This is a genomic window from Gilliamella sp. B2824 (assembly GCF_026536245.1).
Classification (GTDB): domain Bacteria; phylum Pseudomonadota; class Gammaproteobacteria; order Enterobacterales; family Orbaceae; genus Gilliamella.
In genome coordinates this window covers 265,937-291,460 of record NZ_JAFNON010000002.1, presented here as the reverse complement: position 1 = coordinate 291,460, position 25,524 = coordinate 265,937, and the positions used below count along the sequence as shown (strand labels likewise).

Below are 25,524 nucleotides of genomic sequence, written 5' to 3'. Positions count from 1 at the left end.
TTGTAATGGTAATCGAGAAAATAAAAAAACCCGTACATAATTGACGGGTTTTTATCATTGTAGAATGATTATTCAGGAATAATATCAACAATAAGTTTAGCAAAAGCTTCACTATGAACTTGGAAGAATACTTCGTGTTCACCAGTGGTGCGCAATACACCATTTGGTAAGCGAACTTCGCTTTTTGATACATTAATACCACGAGCTTTAACTGCATCAGCGATATCACGAGTACCAATTGAACCGAACAATCTACCTTCATCACCTGCTTTAGATTGGATAGTAACTTTACCTAGAGCATTGATTTCAGCAACGCGTTGTTCTGCGGCTTTTAATGTTTCAGCAAGTTTAGCTTCTAATTCAGCACGACGTGCTTCAAAGAATTCAATATTCTTTTTAGTTGCAGGTACGGCTTTACCTTGTGGAATCAAAAAGTTACGTGCATAACCTGCTTTAACATTAACTTGATCACCTAAGCTGCCTAAATTAGCAACTTTATCGAGTAGAATAATTTGCATTATATGTTCCTCTGTTGCTAATTACTGATGGTTGTCAGTATATGGTAATAATGCCAAGTAACGAGCGCGTTTAATAGCGCGAGCTAATTGACGTTGATATTTTGCGCTAGTACCAGTAATACGGCTTGGTACAATTTTACCACTTTCTGTGATATAGCTTTTTAATAAAGAAACATCTTTATAATCAATTTCTTTAACGCCTTCTGCAGTAAAACGGCAGAATTTGCGACGACGGAAATAACGTGCCATTTGGCTATTCTCCTAATAGTTTAATTTGGTCAGCATGTAAAACTATTTGACTGGTTTTATCTCGTTTAGTATGTGTGCTGATAAAGCCACTTACTAATACTTTGCTGCCTTTTTTAATACTGTAACTTAACTCTTGTTGCCCGCTGACGATAACTGGTATTGTACACCATGCTTGTCTTGGGAGTCCTGCTTCGATTTGTTCAGAAACGTGTTCTAAATAAAACTGACAGTGCGAAATCCCACTCGGACTCATTCTTCGTATCGGCGTTTTAGTAACAATACCCGATAACTCTAAACGATTATTCTTCGGAATCATCATCCATGTTTACATCGCTAAAATCTTCTTCAGCGTTACGACGCTCGTCTTTAGCTTTTAACATAGGTGAAGTTTCAGTTACAGCGTGTTTTGTACGCATAATTAAACTGCGAATTACTGCATCATTAAAACGGAAGTTATCTTCAAGTTCATTTACTGCTTCTTGAGTAGCTTCTACATTCATTAACACATAGTGTGCTTTATGCAGTTTTTCGATAGGATAGGCTAATTGGCGACGACCCCAATCTTCTAAACGATGGATTTTTCCACCATCAGTGGTTAATGTACCAGTATAACGTTCAATCATACCAGGTACTTGTTCACTTTGATCTGGGTGAACCATAAATACAATTTCGTAATGACGCATTATCGCTCCCTACGGATTAATCAGCTTTCTGTCGGGGCAACCGCAACCCATTGAAAGCAAGGAACATGAAAAATAGGCGGTTGAAATCGACGGGGCATTATATATCAACACAATATAATTGACAAATGGTTGCATTAGATTTTTTACTTGCAAAGTACGGATAATTTTAAGTGTCATGGCAAATTTGATATTACACCTGTAAAATGTAACGATTTGTATACATTTTTCTCTTCAAAATATGCTATGCTTGCAATAATGAAGTTATGAAATCATAAATATTGATAAATGAAAAGGAGAAACACGATGGCTGAGGAAACCATTTTTAGTAAAATTATTCGGCATGAAATTCCAGCAGATATTGTTTTTCAAGATGAAAAAGTCACTGCATTTCGAGACATTTCTCCTCAAGCACCCACCCATATTTTAATTATACCTAATAAATTGATCCCAACGATTAACGATATTACCGAACAAGACGAATTAGTATTAGGTCATATGATGACTGTCGCTGCTAAAATAGCAAAACAAGAAGGCATAGATGAAAGTGGTTACCGCTTAATTATGAATTGTAATAAAGACGGCGGTCAAGAAGTGTTTCATATTCATATGCATTTACTTGGTGGTAAGAATTTAGGTCATTTAATAGGTTAATTATTATATGAAACAGATCAAGCATGTTGTCATTATTGGTGCATTAAGTTTTATCTTAGCTGGTTGTCAGATTTTTAGTCAAACTAAACCTATTGAAATAAAACCACCGGTTGAAGACTCGCAAGTAAATAATACTGATGTGATTGAGACGCCGCCATCAATTGTGAAATCAACTGATTGGAATAGTATATTGTCACCGTTTGTGCATAAAATATTGCAATCCTCATCTTCAATTGATGGTAATAAAGTTTTGCTGATTAGTGATATTCAGAATCGTAGTGGTGATTATTTAGCAAAAAATCAGATTGATGAAACATTGCACAGCTTAATGAATAAACAAAATCTTTTTGTTATTGCTGATAAGCAATCTATCATCCAAGCAAAACAAGCGTTGGGTATTTCTGCTGATGATAAACTGGTTTCACGTAGTAAAATGATTGGCTTAGCGAAATCTATCAATGCGGGTTATGTGTTATTTACAACGATTAATAAACTGCCGACAGACAACAATGATGCTAATCTTTCTATGGAGTTACTGTCAACGCAAACTGGTGAAATCTTAACTCGCGTAACATCAAAAGATTTCCCTCAACAACACAATTCGTCATCATCGGTTTCTTCAACCCAAGAGGAAACTAAATAATGGGGCCGTTGTTAATTGATGTTGAAGGTATATCATTAAGTGAAGATGATAAAAAACTTCTGCAAAATCCATTAGTTGCTGGAGTGATCTTATTTGGCCGTAATTATCAAGATCCAGCACAATTGAGTGATTTAATTAATCAGATTCGAGCTGTCTCATCAGAGCGTTTATTAATATCTGTTGATCATGAAGGTGGGCGAGTTCAACGTTTTAAACAGGGCTTTACTATTATTCCTCCTGCGCAATCTTTTGCCGCTCTAAATGCGTTACCTCAAGCTAAATCCTTGGCATTTGATGCCGGTTGGATGCTTGCTACAGAGCTTATGGCTTTCGATATCGACCTTAGCTATGCACCAGTATTAGATTTAGGTCATGATTGCTTAGCAATTGGAACACGCTCATTTCATGAAGATGTCAATATCGCTTATCAAATTGCTTCTGCAATGATTGATGGAATGCACAGTGCTGGTATGAAAACAACTGGCAAGCACTTTCCGGGGCATGGTCATGTGATTGCTGATTCACACAAAGAAACACCAATTGATCACCGTGACAAATCATCAATAGAGCAAGATATGCAGATTTTTGCCAAACTTATTGCCGATAACAAACTTGATGCAATTATGCCAGCACATGTAATTTATCCAGCTTTTGATGATAAACCTGCCAGTGGTTCTCCTTATTGGCTCAAAACAATCCTTCGCCAGCAACTGCATTTTAATGGTGTGATTTTTTCTGATGATTTATCGATGGAAGGTGCGTCCATCTTGGGTAACCATGCGCAGCGTGCTCAAGCAGCATTATTGGCCGGTTGTGATTTACTTTTAGCCTGTAATAATCGTCAAGGAACATTGTCTATTTTAGAGCAATTAGACGTTTTAAATAAAACACAGCCTTTAACTACAAGTAAAGCCAAACTGTTACTGGCTGACAGCAAAATTACTAATAAAGATTTGAAGACAAGCCATGATTGGCAACGTCGTCATGTAAATTTAATGAGACTAAACGAGAAGTGGGCAGATTATGCAAGCCGCCATCATTGAAATTAATCATAACCAGCAACTCATTGCATATAATGACAAGGCAATAGAGCTATTTGGTTCAACGTCGTTAATATTAAATCAACCATTTGATTATCAGATTATTTTTAATCTTAAACATCTCGATGAATTAGAACAACAAGACGACTTAATTATTGTTTTAAATTCTCAGTACTTTTTATTACAAAAAGTCGTGGAATCATCAAAAATCGTCTTTATTGTTCAGTCTATTGAATACTTAAAAAAACACTTGTCAAAAATTAAAGTAGTTAATCATCATGCGTTTGCTATTTTTGCCACTCAAAGTGTTGTAATGCAAAAACTTATTAAACAAGCAAAAGCTTTTTCAATGCAAAGAGAACCGCTTCTCATTTCTGGTGAAACGGGTACCGGAAAGGACCTGCTTGCCAACGCTTGTCACCAGTATAGTGCACGAGGTGATCAAACTTTTCTTGCATTAAACTGTGCAGCGATGCCCGATGAAGTGGTTGAAAGTGAATTGTATGGTCATGCAGCCGGTGCTTATCCAGGCGCAATTGAAAGTAAAAAAGGTTTTTTTGAGCAAGCGAATGGTGGCTCAGTTTTGCTTGATGGCATAGATGAAATGTCATTTCAAATGCAAACTAAATTACTACGTTTTATCAATGATGGCTATTTTCGTCGTGTAGGTGATGATAATGAAGTTTATGTTGATGTCCGTATTATTTGTGCAACAAAAGTAGATTTAGCCGATTTAGTTGAGCAAGGTAAATTTAGAAAAGATTTGTATTACCGGCTCAATGTCCTTTCATTGCACCTACCTTCATTGCAAGAGCGTAAAGAAGATATCGCTCCTTTAACCAAGATTTTTGTCAATGAATTTGCAGACAAGCAAGGAATCAATCCTCCTGAGATTGATAATGAAGTTTTTGATTATTTATCAAGTTACTCATGGCCTGGAAATGTTCGGCAACTCAAAAATATCTTATATTCTGCATTGTCTCAATTAGCGTGCTCTAAATTAACAATAAAAGATATTGAACTACCAATGCAAACTTCATCAAAATTGTCCAATTTCGATAATATCGAGAATAAGACACTCGATGAAATAACCAAACAATTTGAAAAAGAGATCTTATTGAAATTGTATGATCAATATCCAAGCTCAAGAAAATTGGCCAAACGATTAGGCGTATCACATACTGCGATTGCCAATAAGCTTAGGGATTATGGTATAGGGCGGTAGTTATTATAAAAAACATTAAAGTTAGAGCTCTAAATAAATTTTATTTAATTAACTTTTATTTATGCATTAAATTATAATATCATATTACAGTACAAATATTTTCACATAATCAATAATTGATGTATTAAGATACAAATCTTATAAATCTATTTAATTTTTAAGAATCACTTAGCCATTTAGTATTATAGATAATTGAACAGTAAATTTAAAAAATAATAGTTAATCTTATTATGAATTAATTATTTATTAGTTGTTGTCTTTGAATTGAGATAAATTTTATAGAGATCTATTATGACCTTACTTTCTGTTGTTTTACCTATGTACAACTCTGAGAAATATGCTCAGTCTTGTATTAATAATATTCTTAGTCAGACATTTACTGATTATGAATTAATTATTATTGATGATGGAAGTTCCGATGCGACGAAGGATATTTGCAATAAATTTAAATCAGATCCTAGAGTAAAATATTTTTATCAAACTAATAGCGGATCGCATAAAGCTAGAAATACAGGAATTGGAAAAGCAACAGGTAAACTAATCACATTTGTTGATTCTGATGATTCTATTCCTAATAACTATTTTGAAACATTAATTAGTACTTATGATGAAAGTGTTGATTGTGTTTTTTGTGATATTTATCATCAGAAGTATGAAGGATTAATCAAGAGCTTTTTTTTCAAAAAAGAAAAAGTGATATTGAATTCCGAAAGAAAAATTATATCTATGCTAAGTAATGATGCTTTTCCAGCACCATATGCTAAATTGTATAATTTAGATAGAATAAAGGCACTCGATCATAAATTCCTTGAAGATAAAAATTATTATGGATTTGCCGAGGATTTTTATTTTAATTCAATATATTTAATCAATTCCCTAAAAATAGTTTACACAAAGAAAACTTATTATGTTTATAATAAAATGAATCCTAATTCACAATGTAATGATCCCGATATTAAAATTCAGAGAAGAAATAATATAGATAGGGCTTTTGTGATCTATTCTATATTAAAATATATGTATAAACATAATTTAAATATAAATAAGTATAACCCAATATTTTTCATGATTAGAAGACATCTAGAATGGGGGGGAGATTTAACAAAACAAGTTTTACTAAACTTAATAAAACAGTCAAATTTACCAAACTCTTATACGAAAAAAATATTTTCTTTCTCATTAAGTATTTTCTTGATTAGTTATTTCAAAAAATAATGGAGATTTTTATTTATTATGATCCCTAAAATAATTCACTATTGTTGGTTTGGTAAAAATCCTAAATCAAAAAAGGTTTTGGACAATCTTGTAGATTGGAAAAATAAACTTCCAGATTATGAATTTGTTGAATGGAACGACAGTCATCTTACACTAACTAACAATTTATATGTGGCTGAAGCTTATCAAGTAAAAAAATATGCCTTTGTATCAGATTATTTCAGATTATATGCATTATATCATCACGGTGGAATCTATTTAGATACAGATATTACATTAACTCAAACATTTGATGATTTTTTAAATTTAGATTTTTTCTCATGTTATGAAAATTGGCGGGATATAATTCATCCTATTTCAACAGCAACTTTAGGTGCAGTGAAACATAATCGTTTTATTAAAGAAATTTTAGATTCTTATCAACATGATAAATTTCTTATTAATGGTGAACCGGATCTCACAACAAATGTTGAGCGTGTTACAACTATATTAAAACATAAACGTTTGGTTGATGAGCCATTTAATAAATTTGATACTTTATATGTTTCTGACAATGAGATTATTTTCCCATCTCATTATTTTTGTGAAAAGATAGACGGATATAATAATTATTGTGTTCACCAATTTTATGCATCTTGGAAAGATGAAGTTATAGAAAAAGTTATTCCGATTGAAGTTAAAAAAACATTCAAAAGAAAATGTAGAATATATAAAAGATTATATTTTGTAAGATTAAATCAAGAAAAAATATCAAATAAAATTTTGATGTCCTTTTCTCTAAAAAAAAGGAAATATGCTTTTATCATTATTTAAAAAGGATTATTCATTGTGCAACCTAAACTAACTATAATTGTAGCGGTCTATAATACGGAAAAATATTTAAAAAAATGCTTGGATAGTCTTGTTAATCAAACTTTAAAAAATATAGAAATCCTTTGTGTCAATGATGGCTCTGAAGATAATTCAGATGTTATTTTGAATGAATACACAAAGAAAGATTCTAGAATCAAGATTATTAATAAAAAGAATGGTGGGCTTTCTTCAGCAAGAAATATGGGAATAGAATATGCTCGTGGTGAATTTATAACTTTCCTTGATTCCGATGATTACGTTGATAGTAATGCTTATTTACTAGCTTTATCAAGATTTGTAAATGATAATGTTGACCTTGTGCATTTTTCAACTAATATCGTTATGGAAGATAATGAATGTGAGCGTTATAATGAAGAATATTTTCAACACAAATTTTGTGGATTAGTAAAATTAACTAGTTATGTTATTAATTATTTAGATGTTTGTGCATGGAATAAAATATATAAGCTTTCGATAATTAAAAAATATAATATCAGATTTCCTGAGGGTAAACTTTATGAAGACAACCCTTTTTTTTGGTCATATGCGTTAGTATGTGACTATGCCTATTTTATGCCTGAAAAGTTGCACTATTATTTAAGCAGAAAAAATTCAATCATGAATTTAACAATAAAAAAATATAAATCTAAACCTAATGAATTGTATCATGTTTTAGATCGTTTATTGTGTTTTGAAGAACTATTAGATTTTATATTTAAATGGAATTTATATTATAAAGTAGCTTTGTTGTTAGAAAAATATTTTGATAAAATTTTTTGGGATGAAATAAATCATTCCTCTGCAAAAAATATTCCCAAGGTTTTAGAAAAATCAACTAATATCATTGAAAAATTTTCTTTGACCAAATTGTTTCCATACAATCGCTTTATGAAAATTTTGTCGAAAAGAAAATATTATAAAATAAAATCGATTGAATATATAACTAGAAAACAAAGTTTGTTGGGATTTTATCGTTCTCCTAAACATTCAACTTTATGTCTTCTTGGTATCAAAATTAGAATAAAACTTCCTCAAAGTAAATTAAAAAAGGTTATAAAAGACTTCGACAATCAATTTAATTATTTACATGGTCAATTAACAGAATTAAAACACACTATTGCTTTAAATGTAGTAAATGAAAGAAAAGAAGAATTTTCATCAATAAGCAATCAGTTAATCTTTTATAACCAAATAAATCTAAATGATTTCAAATATTATTTTGAAAATATATCTTTTATTGTTAATTTAACTGATAATTTTGATGAGTCAAATTCAGTATTTGCATTTGAAAATCAAAATGTTGATGAAATATTGAAAATTTCTAAAGAAGAAAATAAATTTTTTTATTATGCTTTCACTGGTTTTATTAGCAATGTTATACCACCTTATGAAGCTGCAATGCCTGCGTTCTGTTCAAGTATCTCTTTCATTTTTGATGGCAAAGGTTACTTTAATGATGGAAATGTTTTAACAGATCTTGAAGATCTTCTAAATAAAATATCGGTTACTACTGAACAATTAACTAGAGCTCGAAATGTTATTGAAAAAATTGTAGCAGAAAAAATATCGAAATATAATAACTATGTAAGCAATCCTATTACTTATAGAGAAAATAATAAAAAAAATATACTAGTTGTACAATCTGATTGGGAAATTTATAAAAAATATTGCAAGGTAAATTATAGTTTTGAAGATATGTTAATTGAAGCTATTTGTAATAATCCAAATAGTAATATAATAATTAAATTTTCTCACAAATGTTCTTACAAAGAATTAAAACGCTATAAAAATATCTTATCAAATTTAGGTATTAATATATCAATAAAATATGTTAATGATATGATTAACCCATTTGACTTGATAAGTCAAATTGACGAAATTTATGTCCATAACGACTTGATTGGATTTGAAGCACTTCTATGTGGAAAAGTTGTAAATGTTTATGGGGTTCCATTTTATGCTGGTTGGGGATTAACATGTGACAAGCTTAGCTTCCATAGAAGGAATAAAAAACTCTCTATAGAGGAATTATTTTATATTTCTTATATTGTTTATTGTAAGTATGTTAATCCTAAAACTAAATCAATCTGCGATATAGAAGAGGCTATTGATTACTTAATTAATATTAAAAATTCGATGCATTAATTCCTTTTTTAATTAATGGAAATTTTAGTATTATGCCTATAACTAAGTTAATGCTTTGATTTATTAAAATTTAAGACTTGATGGTAAATAAACGCTAACCACTTTTTTACTGAAAGTTTATAGTATACAAATAGTAAGTATGATTATATTATTGGCAGAGTAATACACTTGATTTAAATTGAAGATAACATCGTATAAATTTATATCTTTTATTACTTATTTCAAACTATGATACCAAAGATTATTTAATAATATAAAATATGTCAAAACCCATTCTTTCTATTATTATTCCTGTTTATAACACAGAAAAATATTTAAATAAGTGTTTAAATAGTATTTTAAATCAAAACCTTGATAAGGTTGAAGTAATTTGTGTTAACGATGGTTCTACAGATAATTCATTAAATATTTTAAATGAGTGTAGTAAAATTAATCCTAGCATAAAAATTATTAGTAAAAAAAATGGTGGTTTGTCTTCTGCTAGAAATGTAGGTATTGATTATGCTCAAGGCGAGTATATTACTTTTATTGATTCTGATGATTTTATTGAACCAAATACTTATAGAAAAGTGTTACCATATTTTAAGATTTCTGAAGTAGATCTTGTATATTTTTCAACACGACTTGTTATTGAATCTGGAGTTAGTCGGATACAAGATGAAAAATATTTTGAGCATAAATATTCAGGTCTAGTTAAATTAACTCATGACGTAATAACAAAAATGGATGTTTGTGTATGGAATAAAATTTATAAGCTTTCATTGATAAAAAAATATAATATTAGATTTCCTGAAGGCCTCTGGTATGAAGATAATCCGTTTTTTTGGTCTTATGCTTTGATTTGTGATTCAACATATTTCGTAAATACTAAATTTTATAATTACCTAATAAGAACACAATCTATTATGGGTCAGTATAATAAGAAATGTAGAACTTTCCATGAACTAGATTCTTTGTTATGCTTTGAATATTTACTTTGTTTCGTTTTTAAATGGAATTTGATCGAGAAATTTAAACCAATTTTAATAGATCAACTGATGCAAAAATTATACGAATCTCTATATCGTTTACCTAAAAAGGAACGGATATATGCTTTAAATAAAGCTACAGAGATTGTTAATAGTTTTAATTTAACTTTTTATATTCCTAATAATAAATATTTAATTTCAATTGCAAATAAAAAATATCATAATATTCCCAAACTTAATCAATTCTTTTTAAGTAAACGCCTAAGATTATTAGGAATTTGGAATGCAGATAAATATTATATTATTTGTTTTCTAGGTATAAAAATAAAAATAAAAAAACGTTTTAGTTAAATGCGTTTTTGTTATATTTAATTATTTCGACGTACTTTCAATAAAATTAACGGGTAAATAACTATTTGTTGTATAATGAACACAAATTTTTTTTTTAATAATTTATTATGTCTCAACACTTAAATTCGATTTCTACTTTAAAAAAGATTTGGCCATATATAAGACCCTTTAAAAAAGCATTAATTGTAGCCGTATTGGGGCTCTTATTGAATGCAGCAACTGATGCCACATTAATATCACTTACTAAACCATTGCTTGATCATGGTTTAATGGATAAAAATCATTCTCTTTTGATTATCATTGCAATTACAATTATTGGATTGATTTTGCTTAGAGGATTGTCTAATTATATCTCAACATACTGCCTTTCTTGGTTGTCGGGAAAAGTGGTAACTAAATTTCGACAAATGATATTTAATCATTTGATTAAAAGCCCTATCAGTTTCCATGATAAGCAATCAATAGGTGATTTAGTTTCTGTTATTACTTTTAATACACAAATGTTATCGAAAGCCTCTTCTGACGCGTTAATAATACTAATTCGTGAAATAACTTATGCTATAGGCTTATGCATAGTTATGTTATATGGGAGTTGGAAGTTAGCTTCAGTACTTATAATTTTAGTTCCTCTAATTATTTTTATTGCTCAGTTTATTGCTAAAAAATTTAGGCAAACCATTGCTTCAATGCAGCAAGGAATGGGACAAATAGCTATAGCTAGTGATGAAATGTTAAAAGGGCATAAGGAAGTTTTGATTTTTAATGCAAAAGATTATGAAAAACGTAATTTTAATAATATATCTAATAATTTCCGAAAGGGAATGTTAAAATTAGAAATAGTTTCGAGGTTATCAACACCATTAATTCAGCTAATTGCAACAATAGGATTAGGATTCATTCTTTATTTAGTTGCTACTCAAAATTTAGATATTACGCCTGGATCCTTTACGGTTGTTTTTTCTGCAATGGTAGCTGTAATGCGTCCATTACGAGAATTAACAAGTCTACATGTTGAACTTCAAAAAGGTGCTGTTGCATGTGAATCACTATTTTCACTTTTAGATTCTCCCTTAGAGAATGATAATGGAACTATTGTTGCGGATCGAGTAAAAGGAAATATTGAATTTAAAAATGTTACTTATACTTATCCTACACGAAATACGCCAGCACTTAATAACTTCTGTTTAAAAATAGAGGCAGGTGAAACTATAGCTCTTGTTGGTCGTTCGGGAGCAGGTAAATCGACCATTGCAAGCTTACTTCCGCGTTTTTATGATGTATCTATAGGTGAAATTCTAATAGATTCTATAAATATTCAACAATATACATTAAGATCATTACGCAACCAAATTGGTTATGTTTCTCAAAATGTTCATTTATTTAATGGAACGATCGCTGAAAATATTGCTTATGGTGAAAAACACCTTTACAGTAAAGAAGATATAATTAGAGCAGCAAGACTAGCTAATGCAATTGAATTTATTGATAAATTGGATAAGGGAATTGATACCGAGATCGGTGATAACGGTATCTTGTTATCTGGTGGGCAACGACAACGAATTGCAATAGCACGTGTTTTATTACGAAATAATCCAATTTTAATTTTTGATGAAGCAACTTCAGCATTAGATAATGAATCTGAACGATTGGTTCAAGATGCTATAGATATTCTACAAAAAAATAGAACATCAATTATTATTGCTCATCGTTTATCTACTATTGAAAAAGCAGATAGAATCTTAGTTATCGATGATGGTAAGGTTGTAGAAGATGGAAACCATCAATCATTAATGTCCGCAAATGGAATTTATGCTCAAATGCATAAAATGCAATTTAATTCTTAAAATAAACAAAAGATAATATTGAATATGACACAACAAAATATAAATGAAATAGATAAAGATTCATCAACATTAAGAACTTTCTTAAAGTTATGGCCATTTATTGCAGAGCATAAATTTATCTTATTTTTATCCGTTATTTTGCTGATTGCTAGTGCTTTTGCTGATACTTCATTAATTGCATTATTACGACCATTACTTGATCGCGGTTTTTCTATGAATGATCAAGAATTTTTATTAATGGCGCCTTTTTATATTTTTGCTCTAGTTTTGTTGAGAGGGATTGCTAATTATGGTTATTCCATTTTTCTATCATTAGTTTCTGGTAAAATTGTGATGAAAATTCGGCAAAAATTATTTAGCCATTTTGTTGATGCACCAGTTAGTTATTTTGATCAAAATTCAACAGGTAGATTGTTGTCAAGAATTACTTATGATACTGACCAAGTCGCAGCGTCCTCATCAGATGCTTTAATTACAATAATTCGTGAATCAGCCTTTATTTGTGGGTTGTTTTATACAATGTTTTATAATAGTTGGCAGTTATCACTATCTTTGATTATCATTACCCCCATTGTAATTGCTTTAATCACTTATATCTCTGTTAGATTTCGGCGATTAGCCAAAAATATGCAAAATTCGATGGGTAATGTCACTATGTCTGTTGAGCAAATGCTAAAAGGGCATAGAGAAATTATAATATTTGGTGCACAGGACGAAGAATCAAAAAATTTTGAAAAAGTAAGTAATAAGTTTAGGCGTGATGGAATGCGTTTAGTTTCAATATCAGCATTATCAACACCGATTGTGCAGTTAGTAATCTCATTTGCTATTGCATTTGTTTTATTAACTGCGAGTAATCCAGATTTGAATATCACTCCAGGTGAGTTCACCGTCGTTTTTTCCTCATTGGTTGCTTTAATGCAACCAATAAAAAGCTTAACTAGTGTTAATGCAGGATTCCAAAAAGGTATGGCTGCGTGTCAAACGTTGTTTGCAATATTAGAGCAACCTGTAGAAAATGATCGCGGGACTTTAGATGTTGATAGAGTAGAAGGTAATATAGTTTTTGAAAACGTATCATTCGGTTATGAAACAAGAAATGAATTGGCTTTAAATGATATTAGTTTTACTGTCCCTGCTGGTAAAACTGTTGCTTTAGTGGGTCGTTCAGGATCAGGAAAAACTACAATAGCCAGTTTATTAACCCGTTTTTATGATGTATCTCAAGGAAATATTTTAATTGATGATATTAATATACAAAACTACACTCTTTACTCTTTAAGAAATCAGATTGGATTAGTGTCTCAAAACGTTCATTTATTTAACGATACAATTGCTAATAATATTGCTTATGGACGAGTAGGAATATATTCTCAAGAACAAATTAAAGAAGCAGCTAAGAAAGCCTATGCTTATGATTTTATTATGGGCCTTGAAAATGGCTTTGACACAAAGGTTGGTGAAAGTGGTGTTTTATTGTCAGGTGGTCAACGTCAACGTATTGCTATAGCAAGAGCATTATTACGGGATACGCCTATTTTAATTCTTGATGAAGCAACATCGGCTTTAGATTCTGAATCAGAACGTGCGATCCAAAAAGCTTTAGATGAACTGCAAAAAGGAAGAACATCTATTGTAATTGCCCATCGATTATCAACTATTGAAAATGCAGATGAGATATTGGTTATGAATGATGGAAAAATTATTGAAAAAGGTACTCATTCAGAGTTATTGAACCTTAATGGTACATATACAAGGTTGCATAAAAGTAATTTCAACGAGTAATGTACGTCTTTTTTGATCTTATTTTGTTGGTTTGAGCTTGCTTTTATTAAAATTTATCCAATGAACAATATTGTTTGTAGTTGTTTTTAATATCCGAACAGGGATGCTGTTTGGATATAGCACATTTCAATAATGCTATTTTTGTTGATATTGAACAATGGTGCTGTTTTAAAAATTTTGAGATAAAACAAATATTACCGATGATGTTAGACTTGTTGTTGATATAAATGCGTATGAGAAGTTTCAATAAACCTAATTCCTTAATCAAGTTATCTTTTTCGTCTTTGTTAAAAAATTTCTCTGATTTTAATATTGTTTCTAAATAAGTAGCATTCATAACTAATATATAGTTACGTGTAGCAATAGCAGATAAAGGTAATGTAGTAATTTTTTGTATACATTTATGTAAAACGCTTCTGAGAGTATTAGTATAAAGATTGTCTACACCTAGATTTGACAGTGAACAATGACCTATACGATGAAAATATGCCATCTTATTCTTTAGATAATGAGAAATTTTTGCTTTTGTTATAATCGAAAGAGAAAATAAATGATCTTCATGATTTCTTTCTATAAATTTTTCTGTAACTAATTGTCTTTTAAAAATATAACGCCATACAACGCCAGAGTAATTTTTTTTTTCTAAAAGATAATTTAACAAGCTAATACCTGATTCAAATGTTTTTGTTTCTATGCCTGTTATATGTTGTAACTTTAATATATTTTTATCTGTAAAAGCTGAGTAATCAAAATAAAATAACTCCAACTGTGGATTTGTTTTTAGTGATAATTCGAAATATTTCAGTAAATCGGGATTTAGGATGTCATCAGAGTCAATAAATAAGATATATTCACCTGTGGCTAATTCAATCCCTTTATTTCGAGCTGCACTTACCCCTTGATTTGTTTGTTTATAAATTTTGATAAACTCATAGCATGATGCATATTTTTCAAGAATTGAGATTGTATTGTCAGTAGAACCATCATCTATACAGATAACCTCTTTAGATACATAAGATTGGCTAATCAAAGAATCTAAGCAATCTTTAATGTAATTTTCAACATTATAACAAGGTATAATTATAGAAAGACAAATGGTTTTATTAATCATAAGATTCGGTCAGATAATTACTTTTTAAGAAATAATTTATATTTTAAATAGATAATATAATAATAAACAAATTTTGAATAGAATTTCTGTTTAAATAGATATTTAGCATAGTTTCTAATTGATGAACTATCACCACTTAAAGGTAATGGCTCATCTTTCCAGGGAGAGAGAGCTAAATAGTCGTTAAAAATTTCAGAAAGATAGACTTTATACCAAGGTTTATTTTGTGAAATATAGTGTAATATAACAGTATAGGGCCTTATCTCTTTTTCCTGATGGGCATCGATAGAAATTTTTATTTTAGTATTAAACTTTATTGGTAATAATAGTGTCTTATTTTCCAGTAAAATATTTAAAACATCTTGATCGGCAAACTTATAAATATTTCCATCATTTATCATAGTTAGTGCTTTTTCAGAAATATTTTCTTCACACCATTTCTTGGTATTTATTAACAAAACTCCAGCATTAAAGTATTTTGTTGAATCAATATTATACATTTTGCTAATAGTTTGCTGCATATCTTTAGTATCACTAATTACGCCTGCAATATAATTGTCAATATTGTATTCAGTTATTTTATTTAATGATTGTAAACAAATTATGTCACTATCAAGATAAATTAATTGATCCGTTACTGAAACGAGAAGTTTTGGCATAATAAAGCGAATACAAGTTGATACCGTTGGAATATGCAAAACTAATGTTTTGGGATTGATAATAAAATTATTATTTAAGTAATAAAGTGTAATTGATACATTATCAAATATTAACTCTTTAAATTTTAATATATTTGCATCAGAAACATTATCAATAAAAAGGTGAAAATTAAGATTATAATTTGGAGTATTTTTAATTACAGACAATATTGCAACTCCCGCTGGTAGTGCATAATTATTGTCAAAACCTAAGGCAATATGTAAAGTTGGATATTCTGGATTACAATTATTAATAAGTGGTTTTATTTCATCAATGAAGTCATTGGCATCAAGCATGTAATTTAATCTAGTAATAAAATATTTAATAATTATATAGTTAATTTTTCTTAAAATATAGGTATAAATTTTTTTATTAAGTAGTATAAATTTAAATATTGATAATATTAAATAAATTTACACATAGCTACATTTTATTTAAAATAAAACAAATCCTTCTCAAAAAAATAATAAATGTTTAATTCAGAAAAATATATTAGTGAAGTACAAGTTTTTTCGCAAACAAACAAAAAAAATTCAGAAGTCATTAATATTGCATTAGCTTTCGACAATAATTATGCAATGCCTGCGGGAGTAACCATTTCCTCTGTCATTTGTAATAACCCTGATGTTTGTTTATGTTTTCATCTATTTGTAAATACAATATCACCGGATAATATAGAAAGATTCAAGCGACTAGTTAGTGACACTTGTTGTATAAAAATATACTATTTGAATGATAATTTTCAAATTAATTCGGAAACATTGGTTTTAAATTATTTATCCATTATGTCATGTGTTAGATTTATCATTCCTGATATTTTAAAAGAACAAACTAAACAGTTTATCTATATGGATAGTGATATTTTATGTTTAAAATCAATGAATACATTGTTTCATATAGATCTTGCAAACAATATTGCTGGTGTTGTCTCTGATGATAGTGTAATGAAAAATGCGATTAAAGATTTATATTCCATCAACTCTGACAAATATTTTAACGCTGGAGTATTGGTTATTAATACCCAACTGTGGGCAATAAATAATCTTACTGAAAAATGTATGAAAATGATAAATGATGGAAATATCTATCGTTTTGCCGATCAAGATGTTTTAAACATTTTATTAGAAAATAAAACAACCCTCTTACCTATAAAATATAATACGAAAATTCACATAAGTGTTTCTTGTAAAGAAGAGCAATTAATCGCACCCTATACAGTTTTATTACATTATGTTACAGGGTATAAACCTTGGTACCAAACATTTGATTCTAATTTATTCAAAAAGTATTTTAATTTATCTCCATGGCGTGATACAAAACGCCCTTTGGCATTAAAAAGATCATGGCTACGCCATTTTGCTAAATATAATTTTAAGAAGGGTAAAATAGCAACGGCTTTAAAATTTTACTATCTTTATTTGACTAAAAAAAAATTTTTAATCTAATTGACTTACAGAAAGTTGAAAACCAATTACTAATTTTACTATCTAATAAATTCATTATAAAACAATACTAGGGTTGGTATTGTTTTATAATGTCGTTATATTCGTAAGATTTCCCATCTACTGATAATATTAGATCTTTGTTAATAAAGGATGGATCAATATTTACAGAATAACCAAGTAAATTACTTAATAAATAAACAAGATTAGATGTATTTATCGTTTTGTTTTCATTTCGGTAACTTTCGGTTTCCTGACAAGGATAATTATCATAAGATGAATATATCATTAGTGGAATTTCAAATTGGTTACTAAATTCTTTGGATTTTCTCAATAATCCATGTCCCAAGTTAACTATTTCGCCATGATCGGGTGTATAAATTAAAATAAAATCATCTAATTTTTCTTTTAAAATGGTATAAATTTCTTTTATGACTCGATCTGTATGGTGAATTGTTCGATCATAATCATCGCCATCAGGTAAACTTATCTTATCAACTTCATCATACCCAAGTTTGTAAGGTTTATGACTCCCAGCTAAGTGAACGACAATGAAATTTTTTTCATTATTTTGAAAATTGGTTTCAATTAATTGTTTAGGTAACTCTAGATCGTCTTTTAAATCTTCTACAAATATATTACTTAGTTTGGCAATAATTGAATATTTACTACTATGGGGTCCTGATTCACCATTTTTTGATATCCATGATGTTTTATAGCTTTGATTGTTCGCCATTTCTATTATATTTTTTTACTTCTAGTAATGGTTGTTCGTCATTTGGTTTGGCGAATGAGAATAACATAGGGATTGAATCTCAAGTGATAGAAGCAGGAGAATGAACTTCTGGTACTATGCAGCTATTTGATTGAGTAAAAATATTGTGCATTTCTGGTGTTGTATTTTTATTATATCCATAAATGCTATGTCGCCCTTTATAGGCTGATTCACCTAAAATGAAAATAATATTTTTATATTTGTTAAATGTATTTTCATTATGTAAATTTACGATTGAATGATTAAAGTTTTCGTGCTCAATGACGTTTGTATATTTTTCGCTAAAACCCAAATAATCAATGACTAAAATAATCGAATTACCAATTACTACTGGGTATTTTACACGTACAGATTTATTTATTGAAAAAAAAGGATCGACCTGAAATTCAACAACATGTCACTTATCTGATAAATAGTAGTATAGAGTGTTTTTAAACAAGAAAAAGCAACAGACACAAATTATTGATCAATATAATATTCTATTTTTTAAAGATATTTTTATTTTATTAAAAATAAAATAGGTATAAGTGAATGAAAAAATAAAAGCGGGTAGTATGATTGCAAAAATTCATGTTGAATCATTAAGTAACTTTGATTGGTATCATTTTCCAAAGCCGTTTTCAAAAGTGATTCAGTGATATGGCCATATCGAAAATTAAAAAATAGTTCAATGCCTAAAATAAAATTGAATAACCCAAATATCATTAATCTTATTAACTTAACTTTCGGGGAAATAAATAAAAACAGAAAATAAACTAGAAACGTATAACTAAAATTTTTTAATTTATCGACATTTATTATGTAATATGTGGCAAAAATAATTGCAAAGTATATAAAAATAAGAAAATTTTGTTTTGTTAGAATTATGATATTTAGACTCTTTATTTTGGGCATGAAATATAACCTTTTTACATTTTCCTTAATTTAATGACGATTTAATTTTTTATATAAATACATTATGTAACTTTTCACTCCCTTAACTATCGCCCCTTTTCGAAACAATTGTTTGGCATAAACTCTATAATCAACCGCTCTCATTTTATTTTTGTAAGATTTTAAGACATCATTACTCCATGGCGTGAAATGTTTATAGAATTGATATAAATTTTGTGACAAACCTTCATGCTCGATGTACCACATTTTTCTAGGGCCCGTGAAATGAATAAAGTAAGGTAATGTCTCTTTATTATCGAAAAAAGTCTCTTTTTGTTTATCTGTCATCCAAGTAAATAAATAATTCCATTTAGCGTCAATTATTTTTATGTGATCTTGTAACACAATATTTAAGGCATCTTGATCGGCATATTTTAAATCTTTATTTTTATACAATATCTCATTTGTTTTATCTTCGACATTAAATTTCATCCAATTTTCAATGTTAATGTAAAGTACGCCAGCATTAAAATAACTATTAGATTTTATATTTAATCGAATTGCATTAGGATCTTGTTTTTCTTGCATTGAGTCTAAACTTGCGGCACAAATAATATTGTTAATATTAATTTTATTAATAGTAGAGATATTTGAAAAACATAATACATCAGCATCAAGATATAGTAATTTATCGACTTTACCTGACAACAACCTAGGGACCATGAGACGAATGAAAGTTGAATTTGAGATGTGGCTTGTTGAAAATTTATGCTGATATTGATTCATTTCATCTTTTTTTATTTCATAAATAGTAATTAGAGAAGATGTTTTTTTTAGTTTTTCGATATCTTCATTTTTTACATCATATAAAAAAACATGAAATTGAAGTTTTTCAGTTAAATTATTTAAAATAATGGATTTTATTGAAACTGATACATGTTCCAAGTAGTTAGAATCTGTACAATAAGCAATGTTGATAATTTCTTTGTCCATATTGGATTTTACTTTATATAGTTCACTTCATTCAGTTATTAAATTATAAAATTAATTATATATTCATAGTTTAGATTAAGGTATGTTACAATATTTTTAGTTATTTCTCCATAACCTAAAAAACAGTATAAGATGAAAGAAAATCTTTTTGTCAGTAAAATGACAACATTATTCAACAATACCCTCGAATCTTTACCCACTTTGCACATCGCTTTTTGTTTTGATGATAACTATGCTATGCCGGCTGGCATTGCAATGTCATCAGTGATAGTAAATAACCCCGATAAAAATCTAGTTTTCCACTTATTTGGTAATCATGTTTCAAATGAAAAAATTCTAAAATTTAATGAATTAAAAAAAACAAATGTTTCTATCATTTATTACGAAATTAGTGATGATTTTTCAATTAATCCCGACACATTGGTTTTACATGTGTCAGCATCGACTTGTTTGCGCTTTGTTGTTCCTCAAATTTTGAACAAAGTGACTTCTCGAGTGTTATATTTAGATTGTGATGTGCTTTGCACTGATAATCTTAATGAATTAATCAATACAGATTTAAATAATAAATATTCAGCTGTGGTGCCTGATGTAGATAAGACTCAAGAAAAACAGAGCACTGCATGTAATATTACTTATGGCGAATATTTTAATGCGGGTATGATTTATATCAATACAGATATGTGGGTAGAAAACAACTTAACCGATAAAGCATTTACTATGATAAATAGCGGTAAAGTCTATAAGTTTGCTGATCAGGATGTATTGAACATTTTAATGAAAGGTAAAACAGTATTTTTACCTCGACGATTTAATAATATAACTGCACTCACTGTTGGTGGAAAAGAGGATGATTTAGTTGGACAACGTTCTGTTATTATTCATTATGTTACCGGCAATAAACCTTGGTATCGATTGTATCTAACGCCACTTTATCAACAGTATCTGTTATTATCACCTTGGGCAAATGATAAACTATTACTAGCCAATGAGAATGCACCGTCGACAACAAGGCGTTATGCCAAAATGCTTGCTAAGGAGCATAAATATTTTTCAGCTTTCAAATATTATTTATTGTATTTAAAACATAAAGCTTTTAAAAAACACTAAAGGTTTATTTTGTGATTGATGTTGATAAATTTATTACTACAAAAAATGAATTATTATCTAACTTTATTAACAATGAAGATGTATTACATATTCTTTTATGTTTTGATGATAATTATGCCTTACCTGCTGGTGTAAATATTATTTCAGTTATCGAAAATAATAAAAAATATCAGCTTCATTTTCATTTGTTTACACACAGTATTTCAGATGAAAATAGAAAAAAATTTGCTTCAATAAACTCTAATAACGTTAATATAACTGAATATGTTATCAATGATCATTTTCAAGTTGATCATAAAAATACAGAGCAATTTCCAATTTCTGCATGTGTTCGATTAATTGCCCCTATGATTTTGAAACATGTCACTGACAGATTACTTTATATTGATAGTGATACACTTTGTCTTAAGTCTTTGGAATTTATCAATGAAACTAATTTAGATTCGGCAATTATTGCTGCTGTTGCCGATGTCGCTTATATGCAAGAGTCTCAATGCGTTAAATATAATATTGCCTTTGGTTCTTATTTTAATTCAGGTGTTATGTTAATTAATATTCCGTTATGGTGTCAGGAAAATATTACCTCTAAAACATTACAATTATTAAATAGTGGTAAAAAATACCAATTTCCAGACCAAGATGTATTAAATATTGCTATAGGTGAACGAAGAGTGATATTAGAAAATAGATTTAATAATCTATTAGCATTATCAATTAATGGAAATGAAGATGCTATGGTGCCAGACAATACGGTAATAATTCATTACATTACTAAAAATAAACCTTGGCATGAACCTTATCGATCTAAATTATTTGATTATTATTTAGAAAAATCACCATGGAAAAATGCCTCTTTAATCCCCTATAACAATAAAAAGACCTCATCAATTCGGGCATACTCTCGGTTGATGTTCAAGCAAAAAAAATATTTGGCGGGAATTAAACATTATCTTATTTATTTAAAAACAAAATTAAAAAAATAATATGCTGTTTTTTTATTGGTTTTAACGGTAAATCAGGATTACAGTTTTAAAAGTTGATTTTTTTATGGTTATTCGATGAGTGAGTAATAGTTATATATTTTATTATATTAAAATAGCGTATCTATTACCGACCATGGTTAGATATATCTTTTTTCGGTGGTTACTGGTATAGTATACAACTTATTTTAGTCGTTAGTTGTTCAATTCAGTTACAATAAATCCATCATAATTTTGATGATGAAATCATTTTATTCTGACGTTATTCCTGAAATATTTTTCTTAATTTTATTGATGTGTTGAACTTATCTTATTCATTAGTAGGTGCATGTTAAGTGGTTGATGATTTTGCCGAGAATGGTTTACTGGCGAAAGCAATAGATGGTTTTGTGGCAAGAGAGCCGCAGCGCAATATGGCCAATAAAGTCTCGGAATCAATAAAAAAACAACGCTCTCTTGTAGTTGAAGCTGGCACAGGAACCGGTAAAACTTTTGCTTATCTTGTTCCCGCTCTTCGTAGTGATAAAAAAGTTATTCTATCTACTGGATCAAAAAATCTTCAAGAACAGTTATATAGTAAAGATTTGCCAATTATCAAAAAGGCGTTAAATTTTACAGGTAAAATAGCATTGCTTAAAGGTCGAGCTAATTATCTTTGTTTGGAACGTTTATATCATCAATATGCTGCCGCGGGGGACCTTGATAAAACGTTAAGGGTTGACTTAGCCCGTGTTAAAAATTGGTCGATTAAAACTAAAGATGGTGATATTAGCAAATGTACAACTGTAACTGAAGACAATCTGATTTGGCCATTATTAACCAGCACTAATGATAATTGCTTAGGAAGTGATTGTGAACATTATAATGATTGTTATGTTGTTAAAGCCCGTAAACGAGCGTTAAATGCTGATGTAGTTGTAGTTAATCATCATCTCTTTTTGGCTGATGTTGTTGTAAAAGACACGGGATTTGGCGAATTGATTCCTAAAGCCGATGTTATGATTTTTGATGAAGCTCATCAATTGCCGGATCTGGCTTGTCACTATTTTGGCCAACAATTGACTAGTCGTCAACTTTTTGATCTTGCTAAAGAAATTAACCTCACTTATCGCACTGAAGTAAAAGATATGTCGCAACTACAACAATGTGCAGATAAATTACAAAAATGTACTCAAGATTTACGTCTAGCAATTAATCAGCAATCGCCAAAAGGTAATTTGCGTTATTTATTTCATCAAGAAGACGTTAGAAAAGAATTATCTTATCTCATTGATGCGTTAACTTTTTGTCATGAAGTATTGCAATTAGCTGTTGGACGTTCTTCAACATTAGATAACTGTTTTGAAAGAGTCGGTCAATACAGCATGTTATTAAAGCGATTACAGCAAACCGATGTAACAGGATTCAGTTATTGGTATGAAAGTAGTTATAACTATTTTGTTTTTGCTTTAACGCCATTATCGGTGGCGGATAAATTTACAGAACTATTAGCAGAACGTAAAGGCAGTTGGATTTTTACTTCAGCAACGCTTTCTGTCAATAATCAATTAGATTATTTTACTAAACGTTTAGGTTTAACCGATGCCGATTCACTTATTTTAGAAAGTCCTTTTGATTATATACATCAAACGGTTTTATGTGTACCTCGTTATATTCCATCGCCAAATGAACAAGGAAATGCTGAAAAATTAGTTGATATCTTATTGCCAGTCATAGAAGCAAACAAAGGGCGTTGCTTCTTTTTATGCACTTCATATGCAATGATGCATGCTTTAGCTAAACAGTTTCGAGAATTGACAAAACTCCCCGTTTTAGTACAGGGTGAAACCAGTAAAATCAAATTGTTAGATCAATTTATCCACAGTGGTAATGCACTATTAATTGCAACAAGTAGTTTTTGGGAAGGAATTGATGTTAGGGGAGATACTTTGTCTTGTGTTATTATTGACAAACTCCCTTTTACATCACCTGATGATCCGTTAATTAAAGCCCGTATGGAAGATTGTCAAATGCAAGGTGGTGATGCCTTCAACGAAGTGCAGTTACCTGAAGCGGTGATTACTTTAAAACAGGGCGTAGGGCGATTAATTCGTCATCATAATGATCGCGGTGCAATTATAATCTGTGATAATCGTTTAGTTATGCGACCTTATGGTGCAACATTTATTAACAGTTTACCACCATCACCAAGAACACGTGATATAAACAAAGTTAAAGAATTTTTATTAAAAAAAGTTAACGGATAAAAAATTGGAAAAAACATGAGTACTATTTTAGCCATTGATACCTCAACAGAAGCTTGTTCAGTAGCTTTACTCTATTGTAATGAAATTACGCACGATTTTAAAATATCGGCCCGCGATCATACCAAACAAATTTTACCGATGATTGATAATATTCTTAAACAATCTAACTGTTCCCTGTCACAAATTGATGCAATTGCGTTTGGACAAGGGCCGGGTAGTTTTACGGGTGTACGTATTGGTATTGGTGTTGCTCAAGGGTTAGCATTAGGCATTAATAAACCCATGATAGGGGTATCAACGTTAATGACTTTAGCTCAAGGTGCTTATCGAACCAATCATGCAACGCACGTTTTAGCCGCCATTGATGCTAGAATGAGTGAGGTGTATTTAGGGCAATACCGTTATGAGCATAATCAATGGCAAGCTATGATTCCAGAATGCGTAATTGCACCTAAATGCGTTTTTGACAAAGTAGAAAATCTTAGTAGCGATACCTACAGTGCGGGAACCGGCTGGCAAACCTATCCTGATATGATAAACACTATCAAGCAAAGTGATATACTATTACCCCATGCTCAAGATTTGGTTGTTTTAGCTCAACAAAAATGGCAAAACAATGAATGGGTTTCGGTAGAGGATGTTGAACCGACCTATTTGCGCAATGAAGTCACTTGGAAAAAGCTTCCCGGTCGATAAAATAAAAGCCACAAACTGTGGCTTTTATTTTAGTAGATTACTTTTTATTCTTTAAAAAGTCCCAAATGTTCTTTTGCATAAGCTTCAAAATCTGTACAACCACCAATTGGTTTTTCATCAATGAAAATTTGTGGAACGGTTTCGACAGGTTTACCCACGCTTTTAGACAGATCTTCTTTAGTAATGCCTTCTTCGTTTATATCAACATAACGATAAGAAAAATCATCACGTTCTTGTGATAACTTTTCAGCTAATTCTTTAGCTCTTGAACAATATGGACAGCCCTGACGGCCAAAAATTACAGTATACATTTTTCACCTCTAATCATTTATTTAAGTTTATTTCACTATACTGAATTTTGATAGAAAAAAAAGCACTTAAACATAGTTAATTAAATAGATTATATCTATTGATAATAAATTTTGAAAGT

24 protein-coding genes are annotated in these 25,524 nt (G+C 29.7%); 15 read left to right on the top strand and 9 right to left on the bottom strand.

What is annotated here, in order from left to right; genetic code table 11:
- Positions 1-68: 68 nt before the first annotated feature.
- Genes rplI through rpsF form a run of 4 tightly spaced genes read right to left on the bottom strand, consistent with a single transcriptional unit; the run spans position 69 to position 1,450 of the window.
- Complete coding sequence (gene rplI / locus J3U56_RS03285) at positions 69-518, bottom strand: 50S ribosomal protein L9 (protein WP_065634399.1); 450 nt, start codon at positions 516-518, stop codon at positions 69-71.
- A gap of 21 nt (positions 519-539) precedes the next feature.
- Positions 540-767: a 30S ribosomal protein S18 gene (rpsR, locus tag J3U56_RS03280; protein ID WP_025314965.1), complete on the bottom strand. Its 228-nt coding sequence runs from the start codon at positions 765-767 to the stop codon at positions 540-542.
- A gap of 4 nt (positions 768-771) precedes the next feature.
- Positions 772-1,080: a primosomal replication protein N gene (gene priB / locus J3U56_RS03275; RefSeq protein WP_416380270.1), complete on the bottom strand. Its 309-nt coding sequence runs from the start codon at positions 1,078-1,080 to the stop codon at positions 772-774.
- A complete protein-coding gene (rpsF, locus tag J3U56_RS03270) occupies positions 1,067-1,450 on the bottom strand; it encodes a 30S ribosomal protein S6 (protein WP_065634401.1) in 384 nt (127 codons plus the stop codon). Before rpsF ends, priB begins: the two co-directional genes overlap by 14 nt.
- Positions 1,451-1,753: 303 nt before the next feature.
- Here rpsF and hinT point away from each other — a divergent pair, with 303 nt between their 5' ends.
- The 10 genes from hinT (at position 1,754) to msbA (J3U56_RS03220) (ending at position 14,169) form a co-directional block, all read left to right on the top strand.
- Complete coding sequence (gene hinT / locus J3U56_RS03265; RefSeq protein WP_065634402.1) at positions 1,754-2,101, top strand: purine nucleoside phosphoramidase; 348 nt, start codon at positions 1,754-1,756, stop codon at positions 2,099-2,101.
- A gap of 7 nt (positions 2,102-2,108) precedes the next feature.
- Positions 2,109-2,744 (top strand): hypothetical protein, encoded by a 636-nt coding sequence (locus J3U56_RS03260; RefSeq protein ID WP_267333178.1) that lies wholly within the window; start codon positions 2,109-2,111, stop codon positions 2,742-2,744.
- Positions 2,744-3,787, top strand: coding sequence for a beta-N-acetylhexosaminidase (gene nagZ / locus J3U56_RS03255; protein WP_267366699.1), 1,044 nt, complete (start codon positions 2,744-2,746; stop codon positions 3,785-3,787). Before J3U56_RS03260 ends, nagZ begins: the two co-directional genes overlap by 1 nt.
- Complete coding sequence (locus J3U56_RS03250; protein WP_267333176.1) at positions 3,768-5,009, top strand: sigma 54-interacting transcriptional regulator; 1,242 nt, start codon at positions 3,768-3,770, stop codon at positions 5,007-5,009. The genes nagZ and J3U56_RS03250 overlap by 20 nt, the downstream gene beginning before the upstream one ends.
- A 291-nt stretch (positions 5,010-5,300) precedes the next feature.
- Positions 5,301-6,224 (top strand): glycosyltransferase family 2 protein, encoded by a 924-nt coding sequence (locus J3U56_RS03245; RefSeq protein ID WP_267366697.1) that lies wholly within the window; start codon positions 5,301-5,303, stop codon positions 6,222-6,224.
- 18 nt (positions 6,225-6,242) lie between these two features.
- Positions 6,243-7,037 (top strand): glycosyltransferase family 32 protein, encoded by a 795-nt coding sequence (locus J3U56_RS03240; RefSeq protein WP_267366695.1) that lies wholly within the window; start codon positions 6,243-6,245, stop codon positions 7,035-7,037.
- A 15-nt stretch (positions 7,038-7,052) separates the two neighbouring features.
- On the top strand, positions 7,053-9,221 hold the full coding sequence (locus J3U56_RS03235) for a glycosyltransferase (RefSeq protein WP_267366693.1): 2,169 nt from the start codon (positions 7,053-7,055) through the stop codon (positions 9,219-9,221).
- Positions 9,222-9,481: 260 nt separating this feature from the next.
- The gene (locus J3U56_RS03230; protein WP_267366692.1) at positions 9,482-10,540 is read left to right on the top strand and encodes a glycosyltransferase family 2 protein; all 1,059 of its coding nucleotides are present in this window, start codon (positions 9,482-9,484) and stop codon (positions 10,538-10,540) included.
- A 107-nt stretch (positions 10,541-10,647) separates the two neighbouring features.
- Positions 10,648-12,384, top strand: a complete 1,737-nt coding sequence (gene msbA / locus J3U56_RS03225) for a lipid A export permease/ATP-binding protein MsbA (RefSeq protein WP_267366690.1) — start codon at positions 10,648-10,650, stop codon at positions 12,382-12,384.
- Between the two features lie 24 nt (positions 12,385-12,408).
- The gene (msbA, locus tag J3U56_RS03220) at positions 12,409-14,169 is read left to right on the top strand and encodes a lipid A ABC transporter ATP-binding protein/permease MsbA (protein WP_267366688.1); all 1,761 of its coding nucleotides are present in this window, start codon (positions 12,409-12,411) and stop codon (positions 14,167-14,169) included.
- A gap of 46 nt (positions 14,170-14,215) precedes the next feature.
- Here the strand turns inward: msbA (J3U56_RS03220) and J3U56_RS03215 are convergent, their stop codons facing one another.
- Together J3U56_RS03215 and J3U56_RS03210 are read right to left on the bottom strand one after the other, a co-directional pair.
- Entirely contained in the window at positions 14,216-15,280 is a 1,065-nt protein-coding gene (locus J3U56_RS03215; protein WP_267366687.1) for a glycosyltransferase, read from the bottom strand.
- Positions 15,281-15,297: 17 nt separating this feature from the next.
- Positions 15,298-16,275: a glycosyltransferase family 8 protein gene (locus J3U56_RS03210; RefSeq protein ID WP_267343785.1), complete on the bottom strand. Its 978-nt coding sequence runs from the start codon at positions 16,273-16,275 to the stop codon at positions 15,298-15,300.
- A 174-nt stretch (positions 16,276-16,449) separates the two neighbouring features.
- On the opposite strand from J3U56_RS03210, the gene J3U56_RS03205 reads away from it, so the two are divergent.
- Positions 16,450-17,424, top strand: coding sequence for a glycosyltransferase family 8 protein (locus J3U56_RS03205; RefSeq protein ID WP_267366686.1), 975 nt, complete (start codon positions 16,450-16,452; stop codon positions 17,422-17,424).
- Positions 17,425-17,491: 67 nt separating this feature from the next.
- On the opposite strand, the gene J3U56_RS03200 is transcribed toward J3U56_RS03205, so the two are convergent.
- Both J3U56_RS03200 and J3U56_RS03195 read right to left on the bottom strand, forming a co-directional pair.
- Entirely contained in the window at positions 17,492-18,157 is a 666-nt protein-coding gene (locus J3U56_RS03200) for a sulfatase-like hydrolase/transferase (RefSeq protein ID WP_267343787.1), read from the bottom strand.
- A gap of 963 nt (positions 18,158-19,120) precedes the next feature.
- Complete coding sequence (locus tag J3U56_RS03195) at positions 19,121-20,062, bottom strand: glycosyltransferase family 8 protein (RefSeq protein WP_267366684.1); 942 nt, start codon at positions 20,060-20,062, stop codon at positions 19,121-19,123.
- Between the two features lie 132 nt (positions 20,063-20,194).
- Between J3U56_RS03195 and J3U56_RS03190 the strand changes: the two genes are divergently transcribed.
- From J3U56_RS03190 to tsaB, 4 genes are all read left to right on the top strand, one after another.
- On the top strand, positions 20,195-21,172 hold the full coding sequence (locus J3U56_RS03190) for a glycosyltransferase family 8 protein (RefSeq protein WP_267343790.1): 978 nt from the start codon (positions 20,195-20,197) through the stop codon (positions 21,170-21,172).
- Between the two features lie 11 nt (positions 21,173-21,183).
- Positions 21,184-22,155 carry a glycosyltransferase family 8 protein gene (locus J3U56_RS03185; RefSeq protein WP_267333161.1) on the top strand — a complete coding sequence of 324 codons (972 nt, stop codon included), beginning with the start codon at positions 21,184-21,186 and terminating at the stop codon, positions 22,153-22,155.
- 332 nt (positions 22,156-22,487) lie between these two features.
- The gene (locus J3U56_RS03180; protein ID WP_267366682.1) at positions 22,488-24,398 is read left to right on the top strand and encodes an ATP-dependent DNA helicase; all 1,911 of its coding nucleotides are present in this window, start codon (positions 22,488-22,490) and stop codon (positions 24,396-24,398) included.
- A gap of 15 nt (positions 24,399-24,413) precedes the next feature.
- On the top strand, positions 24,414-25,094 hold the full coding sequence (gene tsaB, locus J3U56_RS03175) for a tRNA (adenosine(37)-N6)-threonylcarbamoyltransferase complex dimerization subunit type 1 TsaB (RefSeq protein ID WP_267343793.1): 681 nt from the start codon (positions 24,414-24,416) through the stop codon (positions 25,092-25,094).
- A gap of 44 nt (positions 25,095-25,138) precedes the next feature.
- Here tsaB and J3U56_RS03170 read toward each other — a convergent pair whose 3' ends face one another.
- A complete protein-coding gene (locus J3U56_RS03170; protein WP_065634979.1) occupies positions 25,139-25,405 on the bottom strand; it encodes a GrxA family glutaredoxin in 267 nt (88 codons plus the stop codon).
- Between the last annotated feature and the right edge of the window lie 119 nt (positions 25,406-25,524).

Coding starts and splice junctions, on each gene's coding strand:
- J3U56_RS03215 (WP_267366687.1), bottom strand. CDS start 15,280: ATGATTAATAAAACCATTTGTCTTTCTATAATTATACCTTGTTATAAT.
- rpsF (WP_065634401.1), bottom strand. CDS start 1,450: ATGCGTCATTACGAAATTGTATTTATGGTTCACCCAGATCAAAGTGAA.
- J3U56_RS03250 (WP_267333176.1), top strand. CDS start 3,768: ATGCAAGCCGCCATCATTGAAATTAATCATAACCAGCAACTCATTGCA.
- J3U56_RS03190 (WP_267343790.1), top strand. CDS start 20,195: ATGAAAGAAAATCTTTTTGTCAGTAAAATGACAACATTATTCAACAAT.
- J3U56_RS03260 (WP_267333178.1), top strand. CDS start 2,109: ATGAAACAGATCAAGCATGTTGTCATTATTGGTGCATTAAGTTTTATC.
- msbA (WP_267366690.1), top strand. CDS start 10,648: ATGTCTCAACACTTAAATTCGATTTCTACTTTAAAAAAGATTTGGCCA.
- J3U56_RS03200 (WP_267343787.1), bottom strand. CDS start 18,157: ATGGCGAACAATCAAAGCTATAAAACATCATGGATATCAAAAAATGGT.
- J3U56_RS03195 (WP_267366684.1), bottom strand. CDS start 20,062: ATGGACAAAGAAATTATCAACATTGCTTATTGTACAGATTCTAACTAC.
- msbA (WP_267366688.1), top strand. CDS start 12,409: ATGACACAACAAAATATAAATGAAATAGATAAAGATTCATCAACATTA.
- nagZ (WP_267366699.1), top strand. CDS start 2,744: ATGGGGCCGTTGTTAATTGATGTTGAAGGTATATCATTAAGTGAAGAT.
- rpsR (WP_025314965.1), bottom strand. CDS start 767: ATGGCACGTTATTTCCGTCGTCGCAAATTCTGCCGTTTTACTGCAGAA.
- J3U56_RS03210 (WP_267343785.1), bottom strand. CDS start 16,275: ATGCTTGATGCCAATGACTTCATTGATGAAATAAAACCACTTATTAAT.
- rplI (WP_065634399.1), bottom strand. CDS start 518: ATGCAAATTATTCTACTCGATAAAGTTGCTAATTTAGGCAGCTTAGGT.
- hinT (WP_065634402.1), top strand. CDS start 1,754: ATGGCTGAGGAAACCATTTTTAGTAAAATTATTCGGCATGAAATTCCA.
- J3U56_RS03205 (WP_267366686.1), top strand. CDS start 16,450: ATGTTTAATTCAGAAAAATATATTAGTGAAGTACAAGTTTTTTCGCAA.
- J3U56_RS03170 (WP_065634979.1), bottom strand. CDS start 25,405: ATGTATACTGTAATTTTTGGCCGTCAGGGCTGTCCATATTGTTCAAGA.
- J3U56_RS03240 (WP_267366695.1), top strand. CDS start 6,243: ATGATCCCTAAAATAATTCACTATTGTTGGTTTGGTAAAAATCCTAAA.
- tsaB (WP_267343793.1), top strand. CDS start 24,414: ATGAGTACTATTTTAGCCATTGATACCTCAACAGAAGCTTGTTCAGTA.
- J3U56_RS03230 (WP_267366692.1), top strand. CDS start 9,482: ATGTCAAAACCCATTCTTTCTATTATTATTCCTGTTTATAACACAGAA.
- J3U56_RS03245 (WP_267366697.1), top strand. CDS start 5,301: ATGACCTTACTTTCTGTTGTTTTACCTATGTACAACTCTGAGAAATAT.